This is a genomic window from Neisseria oralis (assembly GCF_045062685.1).
GTDB classification, from domain to species: Bacteria; Pseudomonadota; Gammaproteobacteria; order Burkholderiales; family Neisseriaceae; genus Neisseria; species Neisseria oralis.
This window is the reverse complement of the sequence record NZ_JBJGEB010000001.1, coordinates 311,786-336,744: the sequence shown is the minus strand read 5'-3', so window position 1 is coordinate 336,744 and position 24,959 is coordinate 311,786. Positions and strand designations below refer to the sequence as shown.

Annotated in this window: 15 protein-coding genes; 5 read left to right on the top strand and 10 right to left on the bottom strand. The window is 56.9% G+C overall.

What is annotated here, in order from left to right; all coding sequences use genetic code 11:
• Nucleotides 1-13 precede the first annotated feature (13 nt).
• From ACI43T_RS01650 to ACI43T_RS01605, 10 genes are all read right to left on the bottom strand, one after another.
• Nucleotides 14-676 carry an NAD(P)H-dependent oxidoreductase gene (locus tag ACI43T_RS01650; RefSeq protein WP_293278272.1) on the bottom strand — a complete coding sequence of 221 codons (663 nt, stop codon included), beginning with the start codon at nt 674-676 and terminating at the stop codon, nt 14-16.
• Between the two features lie 175 nt (nt 677-851).
• Nucleotides 852-1,703, bottom strand: a complete 852-nt coding sequence (locus ACI43T_RS01645; RefSeq protein ID WP_405385388.1) for an MlaA family lipoprotein — start codon at nt 1,701-1,703, stop codon at nt 852-854.
• Complete coding sequence (locus ACI43T_RS01640) at nt 1,700-1,975, bottom strand: STAS domain-containing protein (protein ID WP_405385348.1); 276 nt, start codon at nt 1,973-1,975, stop codon at nt 1,700-1,702. The genes ACI43T_RS01645 and ACI43T_RS01640 overlap by 4 nt, the downstream gene beginning before the upstream one ends.
• A complete protein-coding gene (locus ACI43T_RS01635; RefSeq protein WP_308022555.1) occupies nt 1,972-2,574 on the bottom strand; it encodes an MlaC/ttg2D family ABC transporter substrate-binding protein in 603 nt (200 codons plus the stop codon). Before ACI43T_RS01635 ends, ACI43T_RS01640 begins: the two co-directional genes overlap by 4 nt.
• A 33-nt stretch (nt 2,575-2,607) precedes the next feature.
• The gene (gene mlaD, locus ACI43T_RS01630) at nt 2,608-3,111 is read right to left on the bottom strand and encodes an outer membrane lipid asymmetry maintenance protein MlaD (protein WP_039850855.1); all 504 of its coding nucleotides are present in this window, start codon (nt 3,109-3,111) and stop codon (nt 2,608-2,610) included.
• Nucleotides 3,112-3,116: 5 nt separating this feature from the next.
• The gene (gene mlaE, locus ACI43T_RS01625; RefSeq protein ID WP_405385347.1) at nt 3,117-3,893 is read right to left on the bottom strand and encodes a lipid asymmetry maintenance ABC transporter permease subunit MlaE; all 777 of its coding nucleotides are present in this window, start codon (nt 3,891-3,893) and stop codon (nt 3,117-3,119) included.
• Nucleotides 3,894-4,013: 120 nt separating this feature from the next.
• The gene (locus ACI43T_RS01620) at nt 4,014-4,475 is read right to left on the bottom strand and encodes a hypothetical protein (RefSeq protein ID WP_405385346.1); all 462 of its coding nucleotides are present in this window, start codon (nt 4,473-4,475) and stop codon (nt 4,014-4,016) included.
• Between the two features lie 26 nt (nt 4,476-4,501).
• Nucleotides 4,502-5,302, bottom strand: a complete 801-nt coding sequence (locus ACI43T_RS01615; RefSeq protein ID WP_009174377.1) for an ABC transporter ATP-binding protein — start codon at nt 5,300-5,302, stop codon at nt 4,502-4,504.
• A 276-nt stretch (nt 5,303-5,578) separates the two neighbouring features.
• Nucleotides 5,579-6,481, bottom strand: a complete 903-nt coding sequence (hslO, locus tag ACI43T_RS01610; protein ID WP_405385345.1) for an Hsp33 family molecular chaperone HslO — start codon at nt 6,479-6,481, stop codon at nt 5,579-5,581.
• Nucleotides 6,482-6,637: 156 nt separating this feature from the next.
• Nucleotides 6,638-8,281, bottom strand: a complete 1,644-nt coding sequence (locus ACI43T_RS01605) for an ABC1 kinase family protein (RefSeq protein ID WP_405385344.1) — start codon at nt 8,279-8,281, stop codon at nt 6,638-6,640.
• Between the two features lie 176 nt (nt 8,282-8,457).
• On the opposite strand from ACI43T_RS01605, the gene ACI43T_RS01600 reads away from it, so the two are divergent.
• The 5 genes from ACI43T_RS01600 to ACI43T_RS01580 all read left to right on the top strand — a co-directional run bounded on the left by ACI43T_RS01600 (nt 8,458) and on the right by ACI43T_RS01580 (nt 24,823).
• Nucleotides 8,458-9,168, top strand: coding sequence for a C40 family peptidase (locus ACI43T_RS01600; protein ID WP_039850854.1), 711 nt, complete (start codon nt 8,458-8,460; stop codon nt 9,166-9,168).
• Nucleotides 9,169-9,179: 11 nt separating this feature from the next.
• Nucleotides 9,180-9,398 (top strand): hypothetical protein, encoded by a 219-nt coding sequence (locus ACI43T_RS01595; RefSeq protein WP_009174373.1) that lies wholly within the window; start codon nt 9,180-9,182, stop codon nt 9,396-9,398.
• Between the two features lie 303 nt (nt 9,399-9,701).
• Nucleotides 9,702-10,922, top strand: a complete 1,221-nt coding sequence (argJ, locus tag ACI43T_RS01590; RefSeq protein WP_009174372.1) for a bifunctional glutamate N-acetyltransferase/amino-acid acetyltransferase ArgJ — start codon at nt 9,702-9,704, stop codon at nt 10,920-10,922.
• A gap of 342 nt (nt 10,923-11,264) precedes the next feature.
• Nucleotides 11,265-12,614 carry a chloride channel protein gene (locus tag ACI43T_RS01585; protein ID WP_405385387.1) on the top strand — a complete coding sequence of 450 codons (1,350 nt, stop codon included), beginning with the start codon at nt 11,265-11,267 and terminating at the stop codon, nt 12,612-12,614.
• 647 nt (nt 12,615-13,261) lie between these two features.
• Entirely contained in the window at nt 13,262-24,823 is an 11,562-nt protein-coding gene (locus ACI43T_RS01580) for a YadA-like family protein (RefSeq protein ID WP_405385343.1), read from the top strand.
• Nucleotides 24,824-24,959 lie beyond the last annotated feature (136 nt).

Below are 24,959 nucleotides of genomic sequence, written 5' to 3'. Positions count from 1 at the left end.
ACGGGTCAAAAACCTATTCGACCCACTGGATGATGTCCGCCGCAGCCTGACGGGTTTTGGCGCGTTTCGGTTCGCGGGCGCGGTAGCCGAACGCCACCATGACGCTGATGCGGTATTCGTCAGGGTCCATCAGTCCTTTTTCGGCCAGCAGGCTGTTGGCTTTGTCGAGTTGGAAGCCTTCCACCGGCGTGGAATCAATGCCGATGAGGGCGGCGGCGGTCATCATGTTGGCCAGTGCGATATAAGTCTGCTTGCATGCCCAATCGTGGAAGGTGCGCGGGTTTTCGGTAATGGCGAAATCGCGTTCGCTGAAATTCTTAAAGAATTTTTCCATGATTTCGATGGTTTCAGGCGGTATATGGTGTACGCCGCCCCAGATTCTGCGCTGGTAGTCGGCCTGCATGGCCTGCTGCGTGCGCGCTAGCAGGATGACGAAATGGCTGCAATCCATGATTTTGCTCGCTCCCCAGGAGATGTCGCGGATTTCGCCGCGCAGTTCGGGATTCTGTATCACCAGAAAACGCCACGGCTCCAATCCGAACGAACTGGGCGACAGGCGGGCGGACTCCAGAATGAAGTCGAAATCCTCAGCACTGATTTTTTTGGACGCATCATAGCTTTTGCAGGCATGGCGGAAGTTGAAGGCGTCTAAAACGGTTTGTTTGTCGGCGAACATGGTTTCTCCAATCGTATTTGTCGTGAAGTCGGAATAACAGGATACTGGCTGGCTTCTCCGCCGTCAAAGTAAAACGCGGGCTTCATCGCCGTTTTGACCGGCGCGGGCGGAGAATAAGGCAGAGGCCGTCTGAAATTTTTTCAGACGGCCTCTGAATATTTAAATACGGGCTGCGTTACTGCACCTGCCCCGCATTGCTGCCGCCTTCGGGGCGGATGCGGACCCACTCTTCGGTAACGGGTGCGGAAGCAGTTTGGGGCGTGTCGGCGGTTTCGGCGGGGGAAAGGTTGTCCGGCTTGCCGCTGTCTACCAGTTCGTCAATGTCGATGTCGTCATCGGGAGTTTGCGGCAAGGTGCCGCCGGTCTGCCGTGCGCGCATACGCATGTAGAGGTCGCGGGTGTAGCTGTATTTGTCGAGGGCCGCACCTTCGAGGCTGTCGGTCAGGTTGAGCAGCCCTTCACGGTTGTTGACGGCATTGAGACTGGTAGTGCCCCAGCGTCCGACCGAAGTATGGAACACGGCATTTTTAACGGGGTAGACGGTGGTGACGATGGAACCTGTCGTGTCGCGCACGGTGGAAGGTCCGAGCAGGGGAACGACGAAATAGTTGCTGTTTTTCCAGCCCCACGAGGCAAGGGTGTCGCCCAGCGTATTTTTGTTGTTCGGGATGCCGCCGGCACCGGCGACGTCAATCAGTCCGCCCAAGCCGAAGGTAGTGTTGATGCCGACGCGCACGAAATCCTCGCTGGCACGTTTGGCGTCCAGCCGCAGGACGTTGCTGCCGAAGCTGACGACGTCGCGCAGGTTGTTGAAAAAATTGCTGACGCCCGCGCGCACCGGTTTCGGCGTAACCTTGCGGTAACCGCGGGCGACAGGGGCAAGTACATAGTGGTCGGCTTTGTCGTTGATGTTGAAAACAAAGCGGTTGTACGGTTCATACGGGTCGGCGCTGTTGCGTTCCGCCGCCGAAGCGGGCAGGGCGGAGAGCAGCGTGAGTGAAAGCAGGGTTGCGGCGGTTTTCTTCATGAGTGTACCCATTCTCTGATTTCGTAAAGTTCGGCCAATGCCTGTACGGACTGAGGCAGGTTGCGGATTTCCAGTGAACCGTTGGCGCGCAGGGCGGTCAGCAGCAGCGATACGCAGGCAGAGTCGGCACGGCCGACTTCGGCCAAATCAAGAATACGGATGTCTTTCAGACGGCATTGCCGCCCGAATCCGGCAAAAGCGGAGGTGGTAACGGTCTTGACCGTTATGTCGCCGCTGAGATAGAGGGTGCCGTCGCGTGTTTCTGAATTCATGACTTGCTTGCTTTGCCGCTGTTTTTGGTTTTCAACTCGTCAATCAGGCCGTCGATGCCTTTGTTTTTGACGGTTTCGTTAAATTGTCCGCGGTAAACCGTTACCAAGCTCGCGCCTTCCACCGCCACGTTGTACACGCGGTAGCGGCTGCCGCTCTGGTATGTGGAAAAATCCATATTGACCGGTTTTTCACCCGAATTGCTGACTTCGACGCGGACGACGATTTCTTTGCCGCCTTTATTGACGACAGGGTTGTCTTTGACGTTTACCTTGGCGTTTTTAAACTGGAGCATCGTACCGGAATAGGTACGGATGAGCAGGGTTTGGAACTCGCGGGTCAGCGCCTGCTTCTGCATGTCGGTCGCCTGCCGCCACGGATTGCCCACCGCCAGCGCGGTCATACGCTGGAAGTCGAAGTAGGGCAGCGCGTAGGCTTCTGCTTTGCGGCGCGCACCGTCGGTATCGCCGCCTTTCAGAATCGACAGGACCTGTGTGGCGTTCTGGCGGATTTGTCCGACCGCGTCGGAGGGCGATGCCGCCGCCAGGCTGATGCTGAGTAAACCGATGCTCACTGCGCTGATAAACGAAATTTTTTTCATGTTGTTTTCCTGAATGGAACGGTATGGTTACGGTTATTCCGCTGCGGAATCGGCGGCTTTTTTGCTGTCGCCCGCGTTCTTTTCGGCAAAGTTGGTCATGAATTTGCCGATGAGGTTTTCCAGCACCATGGCGGAACTGGTTACGGAAATGGTGTCGCCGGCAGCCAAATCTTCGGTGTCGCCGCCTTGTTGCAGGCCGATGTATTGCTCGCCCAAAAGGCCGGAGGTGAGGATTTGGGCGGATACGTCGCTGCTGAATTTATACTGGCTGTTCAGATTGAGACTGACTTTGGCCTGATAAGTTTTCGGGTCGAGCGAAATCGACGCGACACGGCCGACCAGCACGCCGGCGGATTTGACCGGCGCATTCGTTTTCAGGCCGCCGATGTCGCTGAATTCGGCGTACACGGTATAACTTTTGCCGGAAGAGCCGCTGATTGCCGTACCGCCTGCCACGCGGAACGCCAGAAAGCCGACCGCCACCGCGCCCAGCAGGACAAACAGGCCCACCCAAAATTCTAAAATACTTTTTTTCATTGTACTTACTCGGTAAACATCCATGCTGTTAAAACAAAATCGACCGCCAGAATCGTCAGGGCGGAAGAAACCACCGTGCGCGTACTGGCGCGTAAAATTCCTTCGGAAGTCGGCACGCAGTGGAAACCCTGATGCACGGCAATCAGCGTTACTGCGATACCGAATGCGGCGGACTTAATCAGGCCGTTGGCGACATCATAGCCGAACGAGATATTGTTCTGCATCTGCGCCCAGAAAATACCGCCGTCCAACCCCAGCCACTGCACGCCGACCAGATACGCGCCGTAAATGCCCGCCACGTTGAAAATCGAAGCCAGCAGCGGCATGGAAAACACGCCCGCCCAAAAGCGCGGCGCCACCACGCGGGCGACGGGGTCAACCGCCATCACGTTCATCGCTTCGAGCTGCTCGGTGGTTTTCATCAGGCCGATTTCGCTGGTCATCGCACCGCCCGCGCTGCTGGCGAACAGAATCGCCGCCAATACCGGCCCCAGCTCGCGCAGCAGCGAAGCGGCGACCATATAGCCCAGAATATCGGCGGATTTGAATTTGGCCAGCTGAGTGTAGCCCTGTAAACCCAGCACCATGCCGACGAACAGGCCGGATACGGCGATAATCAGTACCGACATGACGCCGGAAAAATACACTTGGCGGATACTCAGCCGCGGACGTGTGAACGCCGTGGCCGATTTCGTCAGAATGCGCAGCAGAAACAGGGTGATGCTGCCTAGGGATTGGATAAAGTCAAGGGTTTTGGCCCCGACGGTTCGGATAAAGTTCATATTTTTTACGGGTGGGCTGCCTGAATCCGACAAGCGTTGTGTTTTAAAAGGTTTCGCCGGATTCGGAAATCCGGCTTGCAGTTTCAGACGGCCTCAACGGGATGAGGCCGCCTGAAAAAATCATTTCTGCCGCCGCACAAGGTAAAACACCCATACGGCTTTCCCCGCTTCGGCCAGTACCAGCAAAGCAAGTACCGCATCGGTCTGCCAAAGTTCGGGCAGCGGGGCGGCAAGCTGTTCGGCGAGGGCGGTTTCGGCCACGGGAACGGTGGGCGAGGCGTCCAGCAGGCGCAGCGGCAACTGCGCCGGCACCACCCATCTTACCCATGTCCTGCCGCGGGAGAGGCCGTATGCCGAAACGGGCAGCAGGCAGTACAAAAGCAGCGACGACAACGGCGTGATCAGAAAAAGGCTGCTGAGTCCGAAGTCGTCAAACGAGAAAGACGCTGCCGCTTCCGATACCCGTTCCGCCAAAAACGTCAAAACGAAAGTGCCCGCACGGGCGAATCCGTAAACCGCGTAAACCAAGCCTGCGATGTCTGCAAGGGCGAGGATGAGGAGCGGGAGCCGGTCGGTTTTCATCGTATTTTGCCGTTTTCAGACGGCCTTTACCCCATCAAATCCTGCTGCAACGTCGTCTGGGCGGGATAGCGGAACGCCACCGGCCCGTCGGCCAGACCGCCGATAAACTGTCTGACCCACGGCGAATCGAGTTCGCGCATTTCCTGCGGCGAGCCGGAGAACATGATTTCGCCGTGCGCCAGAAAGATGACTTGGTTGACGATTTCCAGCGATTTCTCGATGTCGTGCGTTACCATGATGCTGGTCGAGCGCAGGGCTTTGTTGACGCGGCTGATGAGGTGGGCGATCACGCCCAGCGAAATCGGGTCGAGGCCGGTAAACGGTTCGTCGTAGAGCATGATTTCGGGGTCGAGCGCGATAGTGCGGGCGAGGGCGACGCGGCGCGACATGCCGCCGGAGAGTTCGGACGGCATCAGGCGTTCGACGCCGCGCAGGCCGACGGCGTTCAGTTTCAGGACGACCAAATCGCGGATGACGTCTTCGGGCAGTCCGGTCAGCTCGCGCATCGGGAAGGCGATGTTGTCGTACACGGAAAGGTCGGTGAAAAGGGCGCCGTGTTGGAACAACACGCCCATGCGGCGGCGGTGTTCGTAGAGTTCGGCGTCGGAAAAGCGGGCGACGTCGCGTCCTTCGATTAATACCTGTCCCTGCTGCGGGTGGATTTGGCCGGTAATCAGGCGCATCAGCGTGGTCTTGCCGCTGCCGGAACCGCCCATGATGGCGGCGAAATTCCCCTGTTCGACGGTGAAGTTGATGTCGTGCAGAATCGGGCGGTCGCCGTAGGCGAATACGACGTTTTTCAGTTCGATAAAGGGGGTTGTGCTCATGGAAGGGCGGCGCAGGGTATGTAATTTAATTGCCTGTATTTTAGATGGTTTCGGCTGGGATGGGCAATTTTAACGGAATCTTTACCCGCCTTTCAGACGGCCCGTGCGCGGTAATTTTACGGCAAGTATTTTAAAAGACTGGTTTTTCTCAGATTGGATAGACATGCGACAGTGTATGTAATTATCTTGTCTGTAATTATGCTGTATACGCTGAAAGACGATGAGGCCGTCTGAAAAGCGTGCGGCTGGTTTTCAGACGGCCTGACGGAGCGGACGTTATTGCAGGCGGCGGATTTCCTGCCGCGCGGTGTCGACGATGTCTGCGCCGAACAGGGCGTTGACGTCGGTTTCGTCGAACACATATTTGGCGTGGCAGAAGTCACAATCCGCTTCGATGCTGCCTTGTTCGGCCACAACGCCGCCGACTTCTGCCGCGCCAAGCATCAGCAGCATGTCGCTGACTTTGCCGCGCGAACAGGTGCAGGAAAATTCGATTTGTTCGGGTTCGAACACGCGCGGCGGGGTTTCGTGAAACAGCCGGTAGAGCAGGTGGTGGGCGTCGAGCGAGACCAGTTCTTCCGCTGTGGCGGTTTGCGCCAGCGTGCCGACGTGCGCCCATGCGTCGCCGTCGGTTTCTTCTTCGGGCAGGCGTTGCACCAGAAGGCCGCCGCAGGCGTCGTCGGATGCGGATAGGGTGATGTGGGTGTCGAGCTGTTCGGAACGTTTCATGTAGTTCATCAGCATGTGGGCGATGCTGTCGCCTTCGAGGGGGACAATGCCCTGCCATTGTTCGCCGTCTTTGGGTTGCAGCGTCAGGGCGAAGATGCCGTTGTCGCCCAAGAGATCGGTCAGGCTTTCGTCCGCGCCGATTTCGGCCTGTTCGTCCCAGCGGGCGGTAGCGCGCACGGTGTGTTCGGAAGTGGCTTCGACCACCAGCATTTTCAGACGGCCTTGTCCTTGTACTTGTACGGTCAGTGTGCCGTCGGTTTTCAGGTTGCTCGACAGCAGTACGCCTGCTGCCAGCAGTTCGCCCAGTGCGCGGCGGATGGCGGCGGGGTAGGGTTTCTGGCCTGCGATGTGCCGCCATACGTTTTCGAGCCGGACATGCAGGCCGCGTACGGGCATGTCGTCGAAGATGAAGCGTGTGCGGCTGTCGGCGGCGGGGGTGCGTTGCGTCATGGTGTTCTCTATATATTATGCGGATAACGGATTGACGGCTATATGGTTGCGGCGGCGGATAAATCAAGGCCGTCTGAAAACGGTGTGCGGCGGAACGCGGTTTCAGACGGCCTGACGGGGTTGATTTCATTTAAAAGGGCGTGTGCGCCGGAGGTTTCAGTGTTTTCCCGAACGCCAAATCGACCAGATAATCCACAGGCTGTTGGCGAAGGCGAGCAGATAGCCGATGAAGCCGATGAATTTCGGGCCGGTTTCGATGCTCATGACGATGGACGAACCGATAATCAGCGCGGCGGTAACGATGCCCATCGTCAGACGGTTGGCGGCACGGTCGATTTGGTGGCTGATTTGGTCGAAGCGTTTGAAGTCCAGCGTAATCCCCATCTGGCCTTTTTGCAGGCGGCGGCTGAGGCGGAACAGGTTTTGCGGCAGTTCGTCGGCGGCTTGCAGCAGCGTTTGCAGGTGCATCCTGCCTTTACGCAAAATGTGTTCGGGCGAGGAACGCTCTTTAAAGGCGTCGGCCACGATGGGTTTGGCGCGCTCCAAGAGTTCGGTTTGGCCGTCCAGCCGCTTGGCCACGCCTTCGAGCGTGATGAGGGTTTTAAACAGCATGACCAAGTCGCCCGGCAGTGTCAGGCCGTGGTTGCGCATAATCTGGGTGATGTCGTTGATGACTTGGCTGATGCGCAGGTCGCGCACGGGCGTGTGTTCGTAGTTGAGCAGCATTTCCAATACGTCGGCTCCGAGCAGGTTTTCGTCGGGCAGGTCGCCCTGCGCCCAGTTGCTTAATACATATTGCATGGTGAACTGGTCTTTGCGGGTAAGGGCGTTGATTAAGTCGACGATTTCGCGGCGGCGGGTGCTGCTGAGGTGGCCGACCAGTCCGAAGTCGATTAGGGTGATGCGGCCGTCCGAACCGATAAAGATATTGCCAGGATGGGGGTCGGCGTGGAAAAAGCCCTGTTGCAGAATCATGGTAAACAGGGTGTCGGTGATGCGTGCGGCGAGCTGCGTGCGCATTGGCGCATCGAGCGTTTCGATGCGGATGTCTTTTAATAATGTGTCGCCGATGTGTTCCTGAACGAGAATCTGGCGGTTGGAAATGTCGGGATAGACGCGGGGGATGCGGACGGACGGGTCGCTGTCGAAGGTCTGGCCGAAGCGCTGCATATAGCGCAGCTCCACCGACAAATCGGTTTCTTTCGCCAGACTGCGGGCGAAATACTGCACCATCTGCACCGGCTGGTAGCGGCGCACTTCAGGGATTTCCGATTCTATGAGTCCGGCAAGGTGGGTCAGGATGCGCAAGTCTGCCTGAATGACCGGCTCGATGTCGGGGCGCTTGATTTTCACGGCCACGGTTTCGCCGTCCGACAGGACGGCCTTGTGCACTTGTGCGATGGACGCGCTGCCGACGGGGACGGAATCAAACGAACGGAACACTTCCCCCATCGGCCTGCCGAGGTAGGATTCGATTAATTCGTCTATGCTTGCCACCGGAATCGGGGCGACGTTGCTTTGCAGCTTCTCAAATTCTTCAATCCATTCCGCGTCGAAGATGTCCACCCGCGTAGACAGAATCTGCCCGAGCTTGACGAAAGTCGGCCCCAGCTCTTCGAATGCCATACGGAAGCGGCGCGGCGTGCTCATATAGCGGCTGCCCGATGCAGATTCGTCTGCGCTGCCGTAGGAGAGTTTGATGCGCTGCAAAAAACCGCCCAACCCGTATTTTGTCATAACGGTAATAATTTCGCGCATTCGGGATATGTCGCGCATGGCGAGCAAAGTGGGAATCATCATGATATAGGATTATTTATGAAGTCTTTGTAAAACAATATGTTAACGCAATATAACAGATGCTTTTTTGCCAAGCATCCCGATTTTTATATACAATCGGACCCGAAAATGCTGAAAACAGTTTTAAGAATAACATAAACAGCAGACGGTACAGAGGCCGTCTGAAACGGAAATACCGAATGAACCGATTTGTCAGACTGATCACAATGATGGTGTCGGCCTGCCTGCTTGCAGCCCCTATCCACGCCGACGATTTGGAAAAAATGTTGAGCAACCGCCAGCAGGTGCTGAACCAGTTTAACGGCGGCAATTCCACTACTCCCTCTTCTCCCGCTACTGCGCCGGTAACGCCCGCGCGGCCTTCTTACGGCTCGCCGATAACCGTACAGAAACTGCTGGTTCCGTCTTCTTCGCGCGCGGCCGCCATTCTGAACGGGCAAGGGCAAGGCGGCGATATTGCGCCGCAGGCCGCAAACTACCAGCGCGACGGCAATGCGGACGACCTTATCCGCAGCGCGATGGGACTGCTGGGCGTGGCATACCGCTGGGGCGGTACGTCGGTGCGGACCGGCTTCGATTGCAGCGGCTTCATGCAGCACATCTTCCGCAACAGCATGGGCATCAGCCTGCCGCGCACGTCCGCCATGCAGGCGCAGATGGGTACGATGGTCAGCCGCAGCGAATTGCAGCCGGGCGACATGGTGTTTTTCCGCACGGTGCGCGGGCGGATTTCCCACGTCGGCCTGTTTATCGGCAACAACCGCTTCATCCATGCGCCGCGTACCGGCAAGCGTATCGAAATCACCAGCCTCAGCAACAAATATTGGAACCGGAAATACGCGTTCGGCCGCCGCGTGAAGAAAAACGACCCGTCCCGTTTCCTGAACTGAGGGCGTGAAACATGAGTATGCCGGAAATGCCAAAATGGTATGGCGACGACGGTCAGATTGTGTCGTGTACCGAGAAGGTGAAGGTAATGACCGAAAACATGACCGAACTTTACCAGCTTGCGCAGGACGCGTTTGAAGACGCGCTGCTGATGGGTTGCGGCGAGGCGCAGTTGCGCGAATATCTGAAGGCGCTGATTGAGGCGGTGGAAAACCCTTACCGGAAAAACTGACATATCGCAACGGCATCCGCAAGGATGCCGTTTTTCATGCCGGTACTTTTCAGACGGCCTCTTGCGCGTTATGATTAAGACCTTAACAAAAATCAAACAAAGAAACCGTTCTCTTTGTAAAAAAAGAAGATTTGCCCCGCCGATGCCGAAACGGGCCGTCCGCACGCAACACACCGCCAAGAGCAATCCGATACCGCCGGACCCGCAGGAAGCCGGACGGGCTTGATTTTAACGTTCAGACGGCCTGTTTCGTCAAAAGGCCGTCTGAAAACGAAAAACGCAAGGAAAAACAAGGAGCAGAAAATGGCAGTCCGCCTCACAGAAAAATCCCCGTCCGAACTGCTGAGCATCGACGGCGTGCAGGTATACGTCGGTCAGGCCGGCGTGAAAAAAGCCGACCGCGACGACCTGACGCTGATTGTGCTGAACAGCCAGAATACCGTCGGTGCCGTGTTCACGCAAAACCGCTTTTGCGCCGCGCCGGTCTATATCGCCAAATCGCACCTGTTCGACGAAGACGGCGTGCGCGCGCTGGTCATCAATACGGGCAACGCCAATGCGGGTACGGGCGCCCAAGGGCGCGCCGACGCGGTGGAAGTCTGCGAGGCCGCCGCGCGGCAGGTGGGCTGCAAACCTTCGCAGATACTACCGTTTTCTACCGGCGTGATACTGGAGCCGCTGCCCGTTCAGAAAATCATCGGCGCGCTGCCCAATGTCAAACCCGTGCACTGGAGCGACGCCGCCCGCGCGATTATGACCACCGACACCGTGTCCAAGGCCGCCAGCCGCGAGGGGAAAGTCGGTGAGAAACACACGGTCCGCGCTACTGGCATCGCCAAGGGTTCGGGCATGATTCATCCGAACATGGCCACCATGCTGGCCTTTATCGCCACCGACGCCAAAGTATCGCAACCCGTGTTGCAGCTTCTGACGCAGGAAATCGCCGATGCCACGTTCAATACCATCACCGTCGACGGCGACACCAGCACCAACGACAGCTTCGTCATCATGGCCACGGGCAAATGCGGTCAGATGGAAATCGACAATACCGCCGACCCGCGTTACGGCCAGTTGAAAGAATTGCTCGGCGGCATCGCGCTGGAACTTGCGCAGGCCATCGTGCGCGACGGCGAAGGTGCCGGCAAATTCATCACCATCCGCGTGGAACGCGCCGCCGACAGGGAAGAGGCGCGCAAGGTCGCTTATGCCGTTGCCCGTTCCCCGCTGGTCAAAACCGCTTTTTCTGCCGGCGACCCCAACCTCGGCCGCCTGCTGGCCGCCATCGGTTATGCGGGCATCGCCGATTTGGATGTCGACAGAATCAGGATGTGGTTGGGCGACGTGCTGGTTGCCGAACACGGCGGCCGCGCCGAAAGTTACACCGAAGAGCAGGGGCAGGCGGTAATGGATGAAGACGAAATCACCGTGCGCATCGATTTGCAGCGCGGCAAGGCCGAAGCGACGGTATACACCTGCGACCTGACGCACGAATATATATCGATTAATGCGGATTACCGCTCGTAAACAGGAGGCCGTCTGAAAAATGGGTTTCAGACGGCCTCTGTTCCGTCATTCCCGCGCAGGCGGGAATCCAGACTGTTCGGCTTAAGAAACCGATGAAGAAAAAATTTCTGAAATTCCACGTTCTGGATTCCCGCCTGCGCGGGAATGACGGCAGGCGGTTAGTGCCGTCGGCAGCTAATCAACTCTATCAATAGTTAAGCAGCAGACATGTTGCGGCAGGGCCGCGATGATGCAGCAAATCCGACAGGCCGTCTGAAAAACCTGATTGTCTGTCCCTGCTTAAGCCTGCCGAACTTCATTTTCAGACGGCCTTTTATCCAACTTTTCCATCTGCACGACAAAATGCCTCTCCCAAGATTTATCGGCTTGCGCATCGCCCACAAACTCAGGCAGACGCGCCGCCTTTCCCGCAAAACCGCCGCCTTCGCTTTCCTGCTTGCCGGTTCGGCACTGGTTGCGCTGGTGTCGCTCCTGTTCGCACATATGGCCGACTTTGCGTTGGAAACCAACGCCAGGCTGGTCAGGCAATATCCGTGGTTCGCATGGGTGGCGTTGCCGCTGGGCCTGCCGCTGATTGCGTGGCTGACGCGCCGTTTCGCCCCGTATACGGCGGGCAGCGGCATTCCGCAGGTGCTGGCCTCGCTGTCGCTGCCCTACGGGGTGAACAAAACCCGTTTGATTCCGTTCGGACAGACGTTGCTCAAAATCCCGCTGACCTTCATCGGCATGGTGTGCGGCGCGTCCATCGGCCGCGAAGGGCCGTCGGTACAGGTCAGCGCGGCGGTGATGTCGGCTTGGGGCGGCTGGTGTAAAAAACACAATCTCGCGTTCAGGGGGATGCAGGAAAACGATCTGATAGCGGCGGGTGCGGCAGGCGGATTGGCGGCGGCGTTCAACGCCCCGTTGGCGGGCGTGGTTTTCGCCATTGAAGAACTGGGTCGGGGCGTGATGCTGCGCTGGGAACGGCAAATCCTGTTGGGCGTGCTGGCGGCGGGTTTCATCCAAGTGGCCGTACAGGGCAACAACCCGTATTTTTCGGGCTTCCACGGCGGCGAGTTGGACAATATGCTGCTATGGGTGCTGGGTTCGGGGCTGGTTTGCGGCATCGCGGGCGGCCTGTTCGGGCAATTTCTGTATAAAGGCGCGGCGGCGTTTTCCCCGCAAAAATGGCGCGGCCTGATTGTCCGCCATCCGCTGCTGCTGGCTGCCGCAATGGGCGTGTTGCTGGCCTTGTTGGGAACGGTTTATCAGGGGCAGACTTACGGTACGGGCTATAACGAAGCATCGGGTGCGCTGCGCCGCATGTACGATGCACCGTTCGGCATCGCCGCCGCCAAGTGGGCGGCCACCGTGTTTTCCTATTGGGCGGGTATTCCGGGCGGTATCTTTACCCCGTCGCTGACCATAGGTGCCATGCTCGGCAGCCATATCGCCGCCTTGGTCGGGCTGGAAACGGGAGTCAACGTCGTCGTCCTCATCTGCATGGCGGCCTTCCTTGCCGGCGCCACCCAGTCGCCGCTGACCGCCAGCGTGGTGGTGATGGAGATGACCGGCGGACAAAATCTGCTGTTCTGGCTGCTTATTGGTGCCATCACCGCTTCGCAGGTCTCGCGCCAGTTCTCACCCAAACCGTTTTATCATGCCGCCGGCGTGCGGTTTAAACAGCGGCTGGAAAAACAGGACGGAAACTGAATCGGTTTCAGACGGCCTGCGGGCATTTCCGTCAGGCCGTCTGAAAATGTCATCCGTGTCCTTTCTGATGCCGCTGCTTTTGTTTTTACCCGTTTGGGGCGGCGTCTAACGAATGTGGCGGTATCCCGTTGTTCTGATTGTTAAAATTTCTTAATCAAGCAATTATTCTAAAATTGTTCAAAATTAATCGATATGCTTTTCTGATACAGGCCGTCTGAAATTTTCAGACGGCCTGTATTCTTTTTTTGCCGTCTGAAAATGCGGAAAATGCCGTAGAAATACAGACGCCGTAAAACGGATTTCAGGTTTTGGCATAGTAATTGCTTCGATATTGCCAGTCAGAGTTCCGTTAAAAATGAAAAATAAAGTTAAATTTTTTATATTTCATAGATAATCGGATTGTTTATAATCCTGAACGGATTGTATTTAAAGTATAGATACTATCTTTCAGGATATAAATTTATTCTGAAATTTGTTTGGAAGTGACAATAATCGTCATATTGTTTTGGTATTTTTACAAAGAGCTCACCCGATTTCCAACATGCGGATTGCTCCGTCCCACGCAAACTGATTTTCGAATGGCGGGAGTATTTTAGAAAATCAGTAATATATTAAATTTATTTGTTTAACATTATTAGGAAAATAAAATGAACAAGATTTTCAAGATTGTTTGGAACCGTACGATCCAGTCTTTCGTCGTAACTTCCGAATTGGCAAAAGGACATGTCAAAGCCTCGTCGACAGTCGGCGGCGCAGCAGAAGAAGTCCGCGCCGTCGAACAAGGCCGTCTGAAAGCCTTGTTCAGACTGACTGCATTGAGTATGGCATTGCTGGGAATGTCGGAAGGGGTTTGGGCGACCATTACTGAAAAACCCGCTACGGGAGGCGCGACATTCGCCATCGGCAACGGCACCACCTCGGCTCACGGTTCCGGTGCGGTAGCTATCGGTAACAATGCTCAGGCAAGTAACAACGGCGCTTTGGCAATCGGTCCGAACTCCGGTACTTCCACTACCATTGCGGCAAGTAACAATTCAACGGCAATCGGTGTAAACATCAAAGCGACCGGTCAAAAAGCCATCACGATTGGTGCGGATACATCGGTAAACGGCCAGGGTTCCATCGGCATCGGCAGTAACGATGCGGGCAGGGCCGCCGCCCTCGGGGTTCAGGGAACAAAATCTATCGGTATCGGTACCCATGTGCTGGTAAGGGGCGATAACATTATCGCCGTCGGTGCCGACGTCGTAGCAAACAAAAACAATACTGTTGCCATCGGCTACGCGACTCAGGCAACTGCCGAACAGACCGTTGCCATCGGTAGTGAAACCAAGGCAGAGGCGCAAAATGCGGTGGTAATCGGTAATAGAGCCTCGGTTAATGCGGATACGGCGCCCGCCGATCCCAACGTTTCGGGTACGACCACGGGTGCAGGTTCCGTAGCGATCGGTGCGCTAAGCACCGCGAGCGGCACAAATGCAACCGCCATCGGCCAGGCCAGCAATGCCTATGGGCAGAACTCGTTTTCGGGCGGCCAAAACTCCCAGGCAACAGGCAAATCCAGCGTAGCTCTCGGTGATGGCGCGATGGCTAAGGGAAATTCCTCGGTTGCTGTTGGCCCTTATAGTCAGGCGCCTGCTTTGGGTGCGGCTACACTGGGTTTCAATAACCGTGCGACAGGGGAAAATTCACTTGCAGTGGGCCGCCAAGCTAATGCGGCCAAAGCAAATGCCATTGCTTTGGGCAATGAGGCTAAATCGCTGGGCGAAGATGCCGTCGCCGTCGGCAACAATGCCAACGCCGCCCAAAACCGTGCGATGGCTTTCGGTAAAAATTCGCAGGCATCGGCAGGCGATGCCATTGCGATGGGTGATTCTACCGTGGCTTCCGGCCAAAATGCCCTGGCTTTCGGTAAGAGCAACAAAGCCGAAGGCAAAGATGCCATTGCTATCGGTACGAACAACAATGCTTGGAAAGTCGATTCCATCGCGTTCGGACATTCGGCTAATGCAGACGGTGAACAAGCTGTCGCTATAGGTTTGAACAGCCATGCCCGTCAGGCGAATGCCGTTGCTTTGGGTCAGGGGGCGAATGCCGATGATACTAATGCACTTGCCATCGGTACATCCAGCATGGCGGCACAGGCTGCCGCAATCGCCATCGGTAATAATGCCCGGGCTTTGAAATACAGCTCGATAGTGATTGGCGAGGGAGCGCACTCCAATAACTCGCGTTCCGTGGTTATCGGCTATAACGCTTCGGCGATCAATCCGGCAGACTCTGCTTCAAATCAAGATACCAACCAGACTGTGGCCATCGGTGCCTTTGCCAATGCCTGGGGGGACCAGTCTACCGCTATCGGTAACAATGTTACCGCCAAAGGCAACTCCTCTATCGTCATCGGTTCGGATGACTGGGACACCGTTGCAGAAAAACAGGTAGAGGACGGTTCGGGCAAAACCGTTAAAGAAATCTATAGGGAATATACCGGCGACGAGATGGCAACCGGAAAGAACAGCTATATTCAACCGACTTCGGGCGAAGCAGCCGTAGCCATCGGTACTAAATCGCAAGCCACCGGCGAGCTTTCAACCGCATTCGGTACGGGTACAAGTGCGACAGGTTTGGCTTCTGCCGCATTCGGTATGGGGGCGAGAGCGACCAAAGGCAATGCGGTGGCGATTGGTGCGGGCAGCACGACGGAAACAGATGCAACGGGCGAACGCGACGCCAACGTCAACGGCGTACAATACGGCAATTTTGCAGGCGGTAGCAGGATTATCGCCGGCGACCAGGTATCCTTCGGTAGTGCGGGCTACGAACGCCAACTCAAACATATCGCACCGGGCGCGATTTCTGAGACTTCTACCGATGCCATTAACGGCAGCCAGCTTTATTCTGTGGCCAACGTGCTGGCAACCAAAATTGCCGACGCAAGTGTGAAATATTATTCGGTAAATCCGACGGAACAAGATAATACGGAAGGCAACCGCGCCAATGACGGTGCAACGGGCACAAACGCTATGGCGGCGGGCGTGGCTGCTGCCGCTGCCGGCGATTTCTCGGTGGCCGCAGGCAGCAATGCCCGTGCAAACGGCCATGAAACCGTTGCGATTGGCCACAATACCCTTGCAAGCGGAGTATCTGCGGTGGCTGTCGGTCAGCGTGCCAATGCTTCCGGCAGCGAAGCCGTAGCATTGGGTATAGATTCCAATGCTTCCGGTAAGTTTGCCATTGCTATCGGTAACAAAGCCACCGTATCAGACAGCAAACTTAACGGTATCGCCATCGGCAGCGGTGCAGTAGCCGCCGAAAATTATGCTATGTCTATGGGTTTGGATACCAAAGCACTAGGCAACAGTTCGATTGCATTTGGTAATACGGCTCAGGCAACAGACAGCGAAGCGCTGGCTATCGGCCATTCTGCCGGTGCTTTGGGTGCCAATACCGTTGCCTTCGGTGTTTCAGCAACATCAAATGCCGCCGGAGCCGCTACCGTGGGCGCTTATACTAAGGCCGAAGCCGTAAATTCGACTGCATTGGGCTATGCTTCGCAGGCGGTCAATGAGAACGACGTGGCTTTAGGCGCGGGAAGCGTTACCGAGGCGCCACATGCGGGTGAGTATACCCTGAGCAACAGTTATACCGCCGCCGGTAAGGATTCATACGGCGTTGTTTCCGTCGGTAAAACAGTCGGTACCAAACGCCAGATTCAAAACGTGGCCGCCGGCGTGCTCAGTGCGGACAGCACTGATGCCGTAAACGGCAGCCAGCTCTACGCCACCAATTCCTACCTGCTCAACCTTGCCACCGCCACTAAAAATGCCTTGGGCGGCGAGACTGCCGTGGATGGCGCGGGCAACCTGACCGTAAACAATCTTGGCGGTACGAACCAAAATACCGTGCACGATGCCTTGGCGGCACTGAAAACGACCGCCGATGCTGCAAATACGGCGGCTGATAAAGCCAACACTGCCATTGATGGTTTGAATACGTCTGTCGGCGATATCCGGAATTCGATTAACAGCCTCAATCAGTCCGTCAATACCGCGAAACACCACTTTTACAGCGTTAAAAATACGGACAGCACGAAAGGCAACTACAACAACGACGGCGCAACCGGCGAAAACGCGCTGGCGGCGGGTGTCGATGCGCTGGCAGAGGGAATTAACGCCGTTGCAATAGGACAAAATGTCAAAGCAAAAGGCGACCAGTCAATTTCGATTGGCAGCACTAACGAAGCAAGCGGCGAATCTTCTACCGTTATCGGAAGACGCGGTTTCGTCAGCGGTACAAACACTCATGTTTTGGGCAACGGTAACGGTGCGCAGGGCGCACCGATTGCCGCCACGCAGAGCACGATAATCGGCAATGACAATAGTATCAATGCCGTTACCAATGTTCACATCCAAGGTAACAGCAATACGGTAAACCGTACCCACGCCATCGTCATGGGAAGTAGGAATACCGTTGGCGGCACAGGCGCGGACAATGAAGAACCGGCCATCGCCATCGGTTCCGAAAACAAAGTTTCCATTTCGACGGACGGTAGTAACACGAATACAAATGCCTCTAACGCCATTGCTATCGGTAAGCAGAATATTGCAAACGGAGATTCCTCTATTGCCATCGGCAAACTCTCCCAAGCATTGAAATTGAGTACGGTTGCCATCGGTAACAGTGCAAAAGCTCTGGAAAACAATGCGCTGGCCATCGGTTCTTATTCCAAAGCAGGCGATTATGCGACGGCAATCGGCTCTACGGCCAATGCTTTCGGTGCGCAGAGTGTGGCATTGGGTACCGGAACTTTGAGCGGAATCCGTGCCAGCACGATAGGCCGTTATTCGGCCGCCCATGCGGATAGCAGCGTCGCCATCGGCAGCGATTCCTTGGTTACTCAAAATGCCCATGCCAGTACCGCCTTTGGTTCGGGTTCCGTTGTTTCCGGCGCATATTCGGGTGTATGGAGCGGTGCGATCCAAAACGCCGGAACAGGTGCGAGGGCCGACAGGAATGTGGAGACGCGCAGTGTAATCGGCGGTACGGGAAACTACGCCATCGGTAATAAAAATATCGTCGGCAGCCAGACTTCCGATACCTTCGTGTTGGGTAACGATGTAAAAATCGGCGCTTCTGCGGCGACTTTGACGACTGCGAACTGGGCCGCCAATCCGAGCAGGGATTTACCGCGCAGCGATACCGTAACTTTTGCCGGCGAGAAAAATATTACCGGTGCGGTCGCATTGGGTAGCGGCACGTCGGTAACCGTTTCAGACGGCGTTGCTTTGGGACGTGCCAGCAAAGCTTCCGTCGACAAAGGTGCGGTGGGTGCGGATCCGTTGGGTTCGGCTGCCGATAAAACCATTGCAGCATGGAAATCCACCCGTGCCGCCGTGTCGGTGGGCGATGCCGAAGGAAACATCACGCGCCAGATTACCTCCCTTGCGGCAGGTACCCAGGACACCGATGCCGTCAATGTGGCCCAGCTCAAATCGGCCGGCTTCAAGCTGCAAACTTCCCAATCTGAAGGCGAAGTGGCCGGTTCGAACGTCGAAAACGTACAAAACGGCGAAACTGTTACCGTAGATGCGGGAAAAAATATCAAGCTGACCCAGGCCGAAAACAAAATAACCGTTGCGACCAAAGACGAAGTGGCTTTCAATAAAGTAACGGTAGGCGATACTGTCGTTGACGGAAGTGGCGTGAACATCACGTCTGCCGGCGGCAATTCCGCCAGCCTGACTTCAGACGGCCTCAGAGTCGGAGACGTTGCCGTAGCCGCCGCAGGCATCAATGCGGGTAACAAAGCCATTACCAACGTTGCCGCAGGCCGCGTCGATGCAAACAGTACGGACGCCGTCAACGGCAGCCAGCTCTACTCCACGCAGGCTTCTTTGGACAATATGGGTAAAACCGTTGCCGGAGTGCTGGGCGGCAATGCCAAGTTGAATGCCGACGGCGGAATTACCATGAGCAATATCGGCGGCACGGGCGCCAGCACCATCGAAGGTGCGATTTCGGCGCTGAATACGGGTGCCTACAAATCATTCAAACTGGTTACGGCGGCCACCAGCGGCACCAACGGGCAGGCAAACAACCATTCGCTGAAAGAAATCACCAGCGGCTCGACCATCACGCTTGAAGCAGGCAAAAACATCGTCCTGAACCAAAACGAAAGCACCGTCAGCATCAACACGGCGGACGCCCCTGAGTTTTCAGGCGTGGTTAAGGCCAAAGGCGGATTGGATATGGCCGATAACAAGATTACCAATGTCGGCAGGGGCGACAGTGCCACCGACGCGGTCAATCTCGGCCAGTTGACCGACGCGTTGAACAACCTGCGCGTCAGCACGCTGACAACGGTCAATAACGACGCACCGTTTTCCTATATCGGTTCGGACGGCAAAATCCTGAACCGTAAAGTGGACGTTGACCCGCATACGGGTGTGAAAACCGTATCGTTCGTCCATGCCGAAGACGGTACGCCTTACACCGATACCGGTAACATCACCATCGCGGCACTGAATCCGACCGACCCGCAGACTTCCACGCCGACCGCTTTGGGCAATATCAAAGCCGGTACCAAGCAGAACGACGCGGTAAACGTGGCGCAGCTCGACAAACTGGCTAAAGCGGCCGGCACCAAGGTTAATCCCGACGGTACCATTACCGCGCCGAGCTATACTGTGATTTCAGGCAGCCCGGCCACTGCGGGCGTGACCACTTACGACAGTGCGGACAAAGCATTTTCCGCCCTGAGCGATGCCGTGAGAAGTCCGCTGAACTTTGCCGGCGATACGGGGGCGACGGCTACCAAACAGCTGGGCAGCACCGTTACCGTCAAAGGCGGTGAAACCGATACGGATAAGTTGAGCGACAACAACATCGGCGTCGTTTCAGACGGCCAGGGCACATTGGACGTCAAACTGGCGAAAGCACTGAAAGGCTTGGATTCGGCCGCCTTTACCGATACTTCGGGCAATACGACTACCGTCAACGCCGCAGGCGTAACCGTGGGTACGGCCGCCAATCCCGTGAAACTGACTTCAGACGGCCTCAACAACGGCGGCAAAACGATTACCTCGGTCGCCGCAGGTAAAAACGATACCGATGCCGCCAACGTCAGCCAGCTCAAACCGCTGGCGGCGGCCTTGGGCGCGGCCTTCAGCAATGCCGACGGCAGTATTGCCGCACCGACGTTCAACGTAACCAAATCCGACGGTTCTTCGGTGGCGGCCAATACCGTACAGGGCGCGTTGGACAACATCGGCATCGAGTTGCAGAAAGGTCTGAACATTACCGCCGATAAGAGCAATCTGGCAAACAGCGGGACGAAGGACCATGTCAAACCGGGCGAAGTCGTCCTGTATACCAGCGTGGACAAAAACATCGTAACGACCGTGTCCGACAACCAAATCGATTTCGGCCTGGCCGATAAGATTACCGTCGGTAAAAACGCGGCCAAACCGATTACCATCGATGGTACCTCAGGCAAAATCAGCGGCTTGGGCGACAACCTGACCACAGTCGCCGCAGGCGATACATCGGGGGCCAAGCCCGCAAACATCAACGGCAGCAATGCCGCCACGGTGAACGACGTACTGAACGCCGGATGGAACCTGCAAGGCAACAGCGAAGCGAAAGACGTCGTTACCGCCTACGATACCGTTAACTTCGCCAACGGCACCGGTACGACTGTCAGCGTAGAAAGTGCAAACGGCGTCAGCACCGTCAAAGTCAGCGTCGATGCGCAAAACCTTGCCGAAACTGCACAACATCCGGTGGTCTACACCGATGCTTCCGGCAACAGAGTGTACAAACAACAAGACGGCAGCTTCCGTACCGGACCGAACGGACAAGGCGACGAAATTGCCGACACCAACGTGATTGCCTCCCTGCAAAACGCGGCGGGCAGCACGACCGATCCGTTCAAACTGGCCAACGTTGCCGAAGGCAAAGTTGCCGCAGGCAGCAAAGAAGCCGTCAACGGCAGCCAGTTGTACAACGCGGCGGCCAAAACGGCCGAAGTGTTGGGCGGCAGCGTCGACAACGACGGCAATCTGGTTGCTCCGGCCTATGCCTTGGTTGACGGTACGCCGGCGGAAGGCAAGCCCGCCAAGACTTACAACAATGTAGGTACCGCGCTGAATGCATTGAACACCGCCGTTACCAGCCCGCTGACTTTCGGCGGCGACAACGATACCGCAAACTTCGAGCGCAAACTGGGCAGCCGAGTATTCGTCAAAGGCGGCGCAGATGCGGCCGAACTGAGCGAAGGCAATATCGGCGTCGTTTCCAACGGCAGCGATACGCTGAATGTCAAACTGGCCAAAGAGTTGAAAGAATTGGCTTCCGCCGAATTTAAAGACGCGGACGGCAACACCGGCAAAATCTCGGCCAACGGTGTAACCGTTACGCCGTCCGCCGCAAGCGGCAAACAGCCGGTCAGCCTGACTTCAGACGGCCTCAACAACGGCGGCAACAAAATCAGCAAAGTTGCCAAAGGCGAAGCGGATGACGACGCAGTAAACAAGGCCCAGCTCGATGCAGCGGCAGCGGCGGCCACCAGCAAAGTTGCCAGCGGCCACGACAATATCGTAGTCGAAACCGTGAACAACTCTGACGGCAGCACTACCTATAAAGTGGCGACAGCCAATGACTTGAAAGCCGACAGCGTTACCGCAGGCGATACTGTGTTGAACAACGACGGCGTCAAAGTAGGCAGCGACGTAGCCCTGACTTCAGACGGCCTCAAAGCCGGAGACGTGGGCGTAACCGCCGCAGGCATCAACGCGGGTAACAAAGCCGTGACCAACGTGGCCGCAGGCGTCAACGACACCGACGCCGTCAACCTCGGCCAGTTGAAACAGCAGTTGGACGCCAGCGAAAAAACCACCACCGTAGCGGCAGGTAAAAACGTTACCGTCAGCAGCAAAGTGGAAGGCAACAACACCGAGTACACCGTCAATGCCGACAAGACCACCCTCAGTCAGGCTGCCGGCGGCGCGGTTAAAGTGAACGCTGGCGAGAAAGACGGCGACGGCGTAACCGATTACGCGCTCGACCTGACCGACGAAGCCAAAGAGGACATTGCCAAAGGCGTAGCGGCCAAAGAGGCCGTCGACAACAAAGGCCTGACCTTTGCCGGCGACAGCGGCAGCACCGGTGCGAAGAAACTGGGCGACAGTCTGGCGGTGAAAGGTGACGACAACATCACAACCAAAGCCGACGCAGACGGCGTTCAAGTCCGCCTCAACAGAGCCCTGAACATCGACAGCGTTACCGCAGGCGATACCGTGTTGAACAACAACGGCGTCAAAGTAGGCAACGACGTAGCCCTGACTTCAGACGGCCTCAAAGCCGGAGACGTGGGCGTAACCGCCGCAGGCATCAACGCGGGCAACAAAGCCATCACCAACGTGGCCGCAGGCGTCAACGACACCGACGCCGTCAACCTCGGCCAGTTGAAACAGCAGTTGGATGCCAGCGAAAAAACCACCACCGTAGCGGCAGGTAAAAACGTTACCGTCAGCAGCAAAGTGGAAGGCAACAACACCGAGTACACCGTCAATGCCGACAAGACTACCCTCAGCCAGGCTGCCGGCGGCGCGGTTAAAGTGAACGCTGGCGAGAAAGACGACGACGGCGTAACCGATTACGCGCTCGACCTGACCGACGAAGCCAAAGAGGACATCGCCAAAGGCGTAGCGGCCAAAGAAGCCGTCGACAACAAAGGCCTGACCTTTGCCGGCGACAGCGGCAGCACCGGTACGAAGAAACTGGGCGACAGCCTAGCGGTGAAAGGCGACGACAACATCACGACCAAAGCCGACGCAGACGGTATCAGCGTGGCGCTGAATAAAACGTTGACCAACCTGAGCAGCGCGACCTTTGCCAACGTGCTCGGCGGCAATACCGTTATCAACGGCAGCGGCATGACCATTACGCCCGCTGACGGCAAACAGCCGGTCAGCCTGACTTCAGACGGCCTCAACAACGGCGGCAACAAAATCAGCAAAGTTGCCAAAGGCGAAGCGGATGACGACGCAGTAAACAAAGCCCAGCTCGATGCAGCGGCAGCGGCGGCCACCAGCAAAGTTGCCAGCGGCCACGACAATATCGTAGTCGAAACCGTGAACAACTCTGACGGCAGCACCACCTATAAAGTGGCGACAGCCAATGACTTGAAAGCCGACAGCGTTACCGCAGGCGATACCGTGTTGAACAACGACGGCGTCAAAGTAGGCAGCGACGTAGCCCTGACTTCAGACGGCCTCAAAGCCGGAGACGTGGGCGTAACCGCCGCAGGCATCAACGCGGGCAACAAAGCCGTGACCAACGTGGCCGCAGGCGTCAACGACACCGATGCCGTCAACGTCAGCCAGTTGAACCAAAAAGCCGCAGCGGCCAAAACCGAAGTGGCGGGCGGAACCAACATCGCAAGCGTAACCAGCAGCCAGGGCGGCAACGGCCAGACCATTTACACCGTTAACGCCGATGGTGCCAGCGTATCCGCCGGTTCGTCCGACATCGTCGTGGCCAAAGGCGCGAAAGACGGCAACAACGTTACCGATTACGCCGTCGATTTGGCGCAAAACGTCAAAGCAGACATCGCCAAAGGTGCGGCGGCCAAAGACATCGTCGATTCCAAAGGCCTGACCTTTACCGGCGACAGCGGCAGCACCGGTGCGAAGAAACTGGGCGACAGCGTAGCGGTGAAAGGCGATGCCAACATCACGACCAAAGCCGACGCAGCCGGCGTCCAAGTCAGCCTCAACAAAGACTTGAACGTCAACAGTGTTACTGCGGGCAATACCGTGGTGGATAACGGCGGCGTTACCGTCGGTTCCGGCAACAACGCAGTCAGCCTGACTTCGGGCGGCCTCAACAACGGCGGTAACAAGGTTACCAACGTTGCGGCCGGAACCGTGTCGGCAGACAGCAAAGATGCCGTCAACGGCGGCCAGCTGCACCAGCTTTACCAGTTAATCGGCAGCAACGGCGAAAACCACAGCACCACCAAACCGACTACCGACAGCAGCACCGGTACCAGCAACGTGGGCAATATCAAGGGCATTACCTTGGTGGACAATAGCCAGAACGGCAACGTTAAAAACGTAACCAACCAAACCACCGTGGCGCAGTCCAACGGTTACACTTTGGTTACCTATAACGTCGAAGGCAAAGGCATGTATGTCACCAATGACGTGATTGAAGCCGTAGGCCGTATAAACGAGCAAGGTATCAGGTTCTTCCATACCAACGACGGCGAAGTGGATCCTGCGGTTCAGGCCACCAATACCGAGGATTCCAGCGCGAGCGGCGCGTACTCGACGGCAGTCGGCTATCAGGCTCAGGCTTCCGCTTCCGATACGCTGGCCATCGGCAGACAATCCGTCTCCAGCGGCATGAATGCCATCGCCATCGGTAAGGGTGCGCAGGCCACCGCCGAGAACACCATCGCCATCGGTACCGGCAACATCGTCAGCGGCAAAGCCTCCGGCGCCATCGGCGACCCGAGCGTGGTTACCGGCAACAGCTCGTACTCTGTGGGTAACAACAACACCGTGTCCGCCAACAATGCTTACGCCTTGGGCAGCAACATCACCGCCGGTACGGCAGATTCCGTGTACCTCGGCGACCGCGCTACGACCAGCGGCGTGCATACCGCCAATACCGCTTCCGGCGAAGCGTACACCTACGGCGGCCTGAACGACGCAGCCGTCGCAGGCAAAGCGGGTTCGAGCGCAACCGCCAATAAAGTGGCCGGTGTGGTAACCGTGGGCAACAACGCGGACGAAACCCGCCAGGTACAAGGCGTGGCCGCAGGCGTGGTATCGGCGGCTTCGACCGACGCCATCAACGGCAGCCAGTTGTACTACACCAACCAGGCGATTAACCAGAGCATCAACAGCATCAACAATTACGTTGCGAACATGGGCAACCAGTTGAACCAACGTATCAACGATGTCGAGAGCGACTCTAAAGCCGGTACCGCAGCGGCGATGGCTGTGGCCGGTCTGCCGCAGGCCTATCTGCCCGGCAAGAGCATGATGGCCGTTTCCGGCAGCGCATACAGGGGCGAAAGCGGCTATGCCGTCGGCTTCTCCAGTATCTCCGACGGCGGCAACTGGATTATCAAAGGTACGGCCACCGGCAACTCGCGCGGCCATTACGGCGCCACCGCAGGCGTGGGCTACCAATGGTAAACGGCTGATACCGCGATAGGGTAAAGTAAAGGCCGTCTGAAAACGGAAGTATCGTTTTCAGACGGCCTTTTTTGATGGGCAGAACCGGCAGCGCCCCGTTTCCGATTTGCCTGCCGCGCGGTAAAGGCAAAAAAAC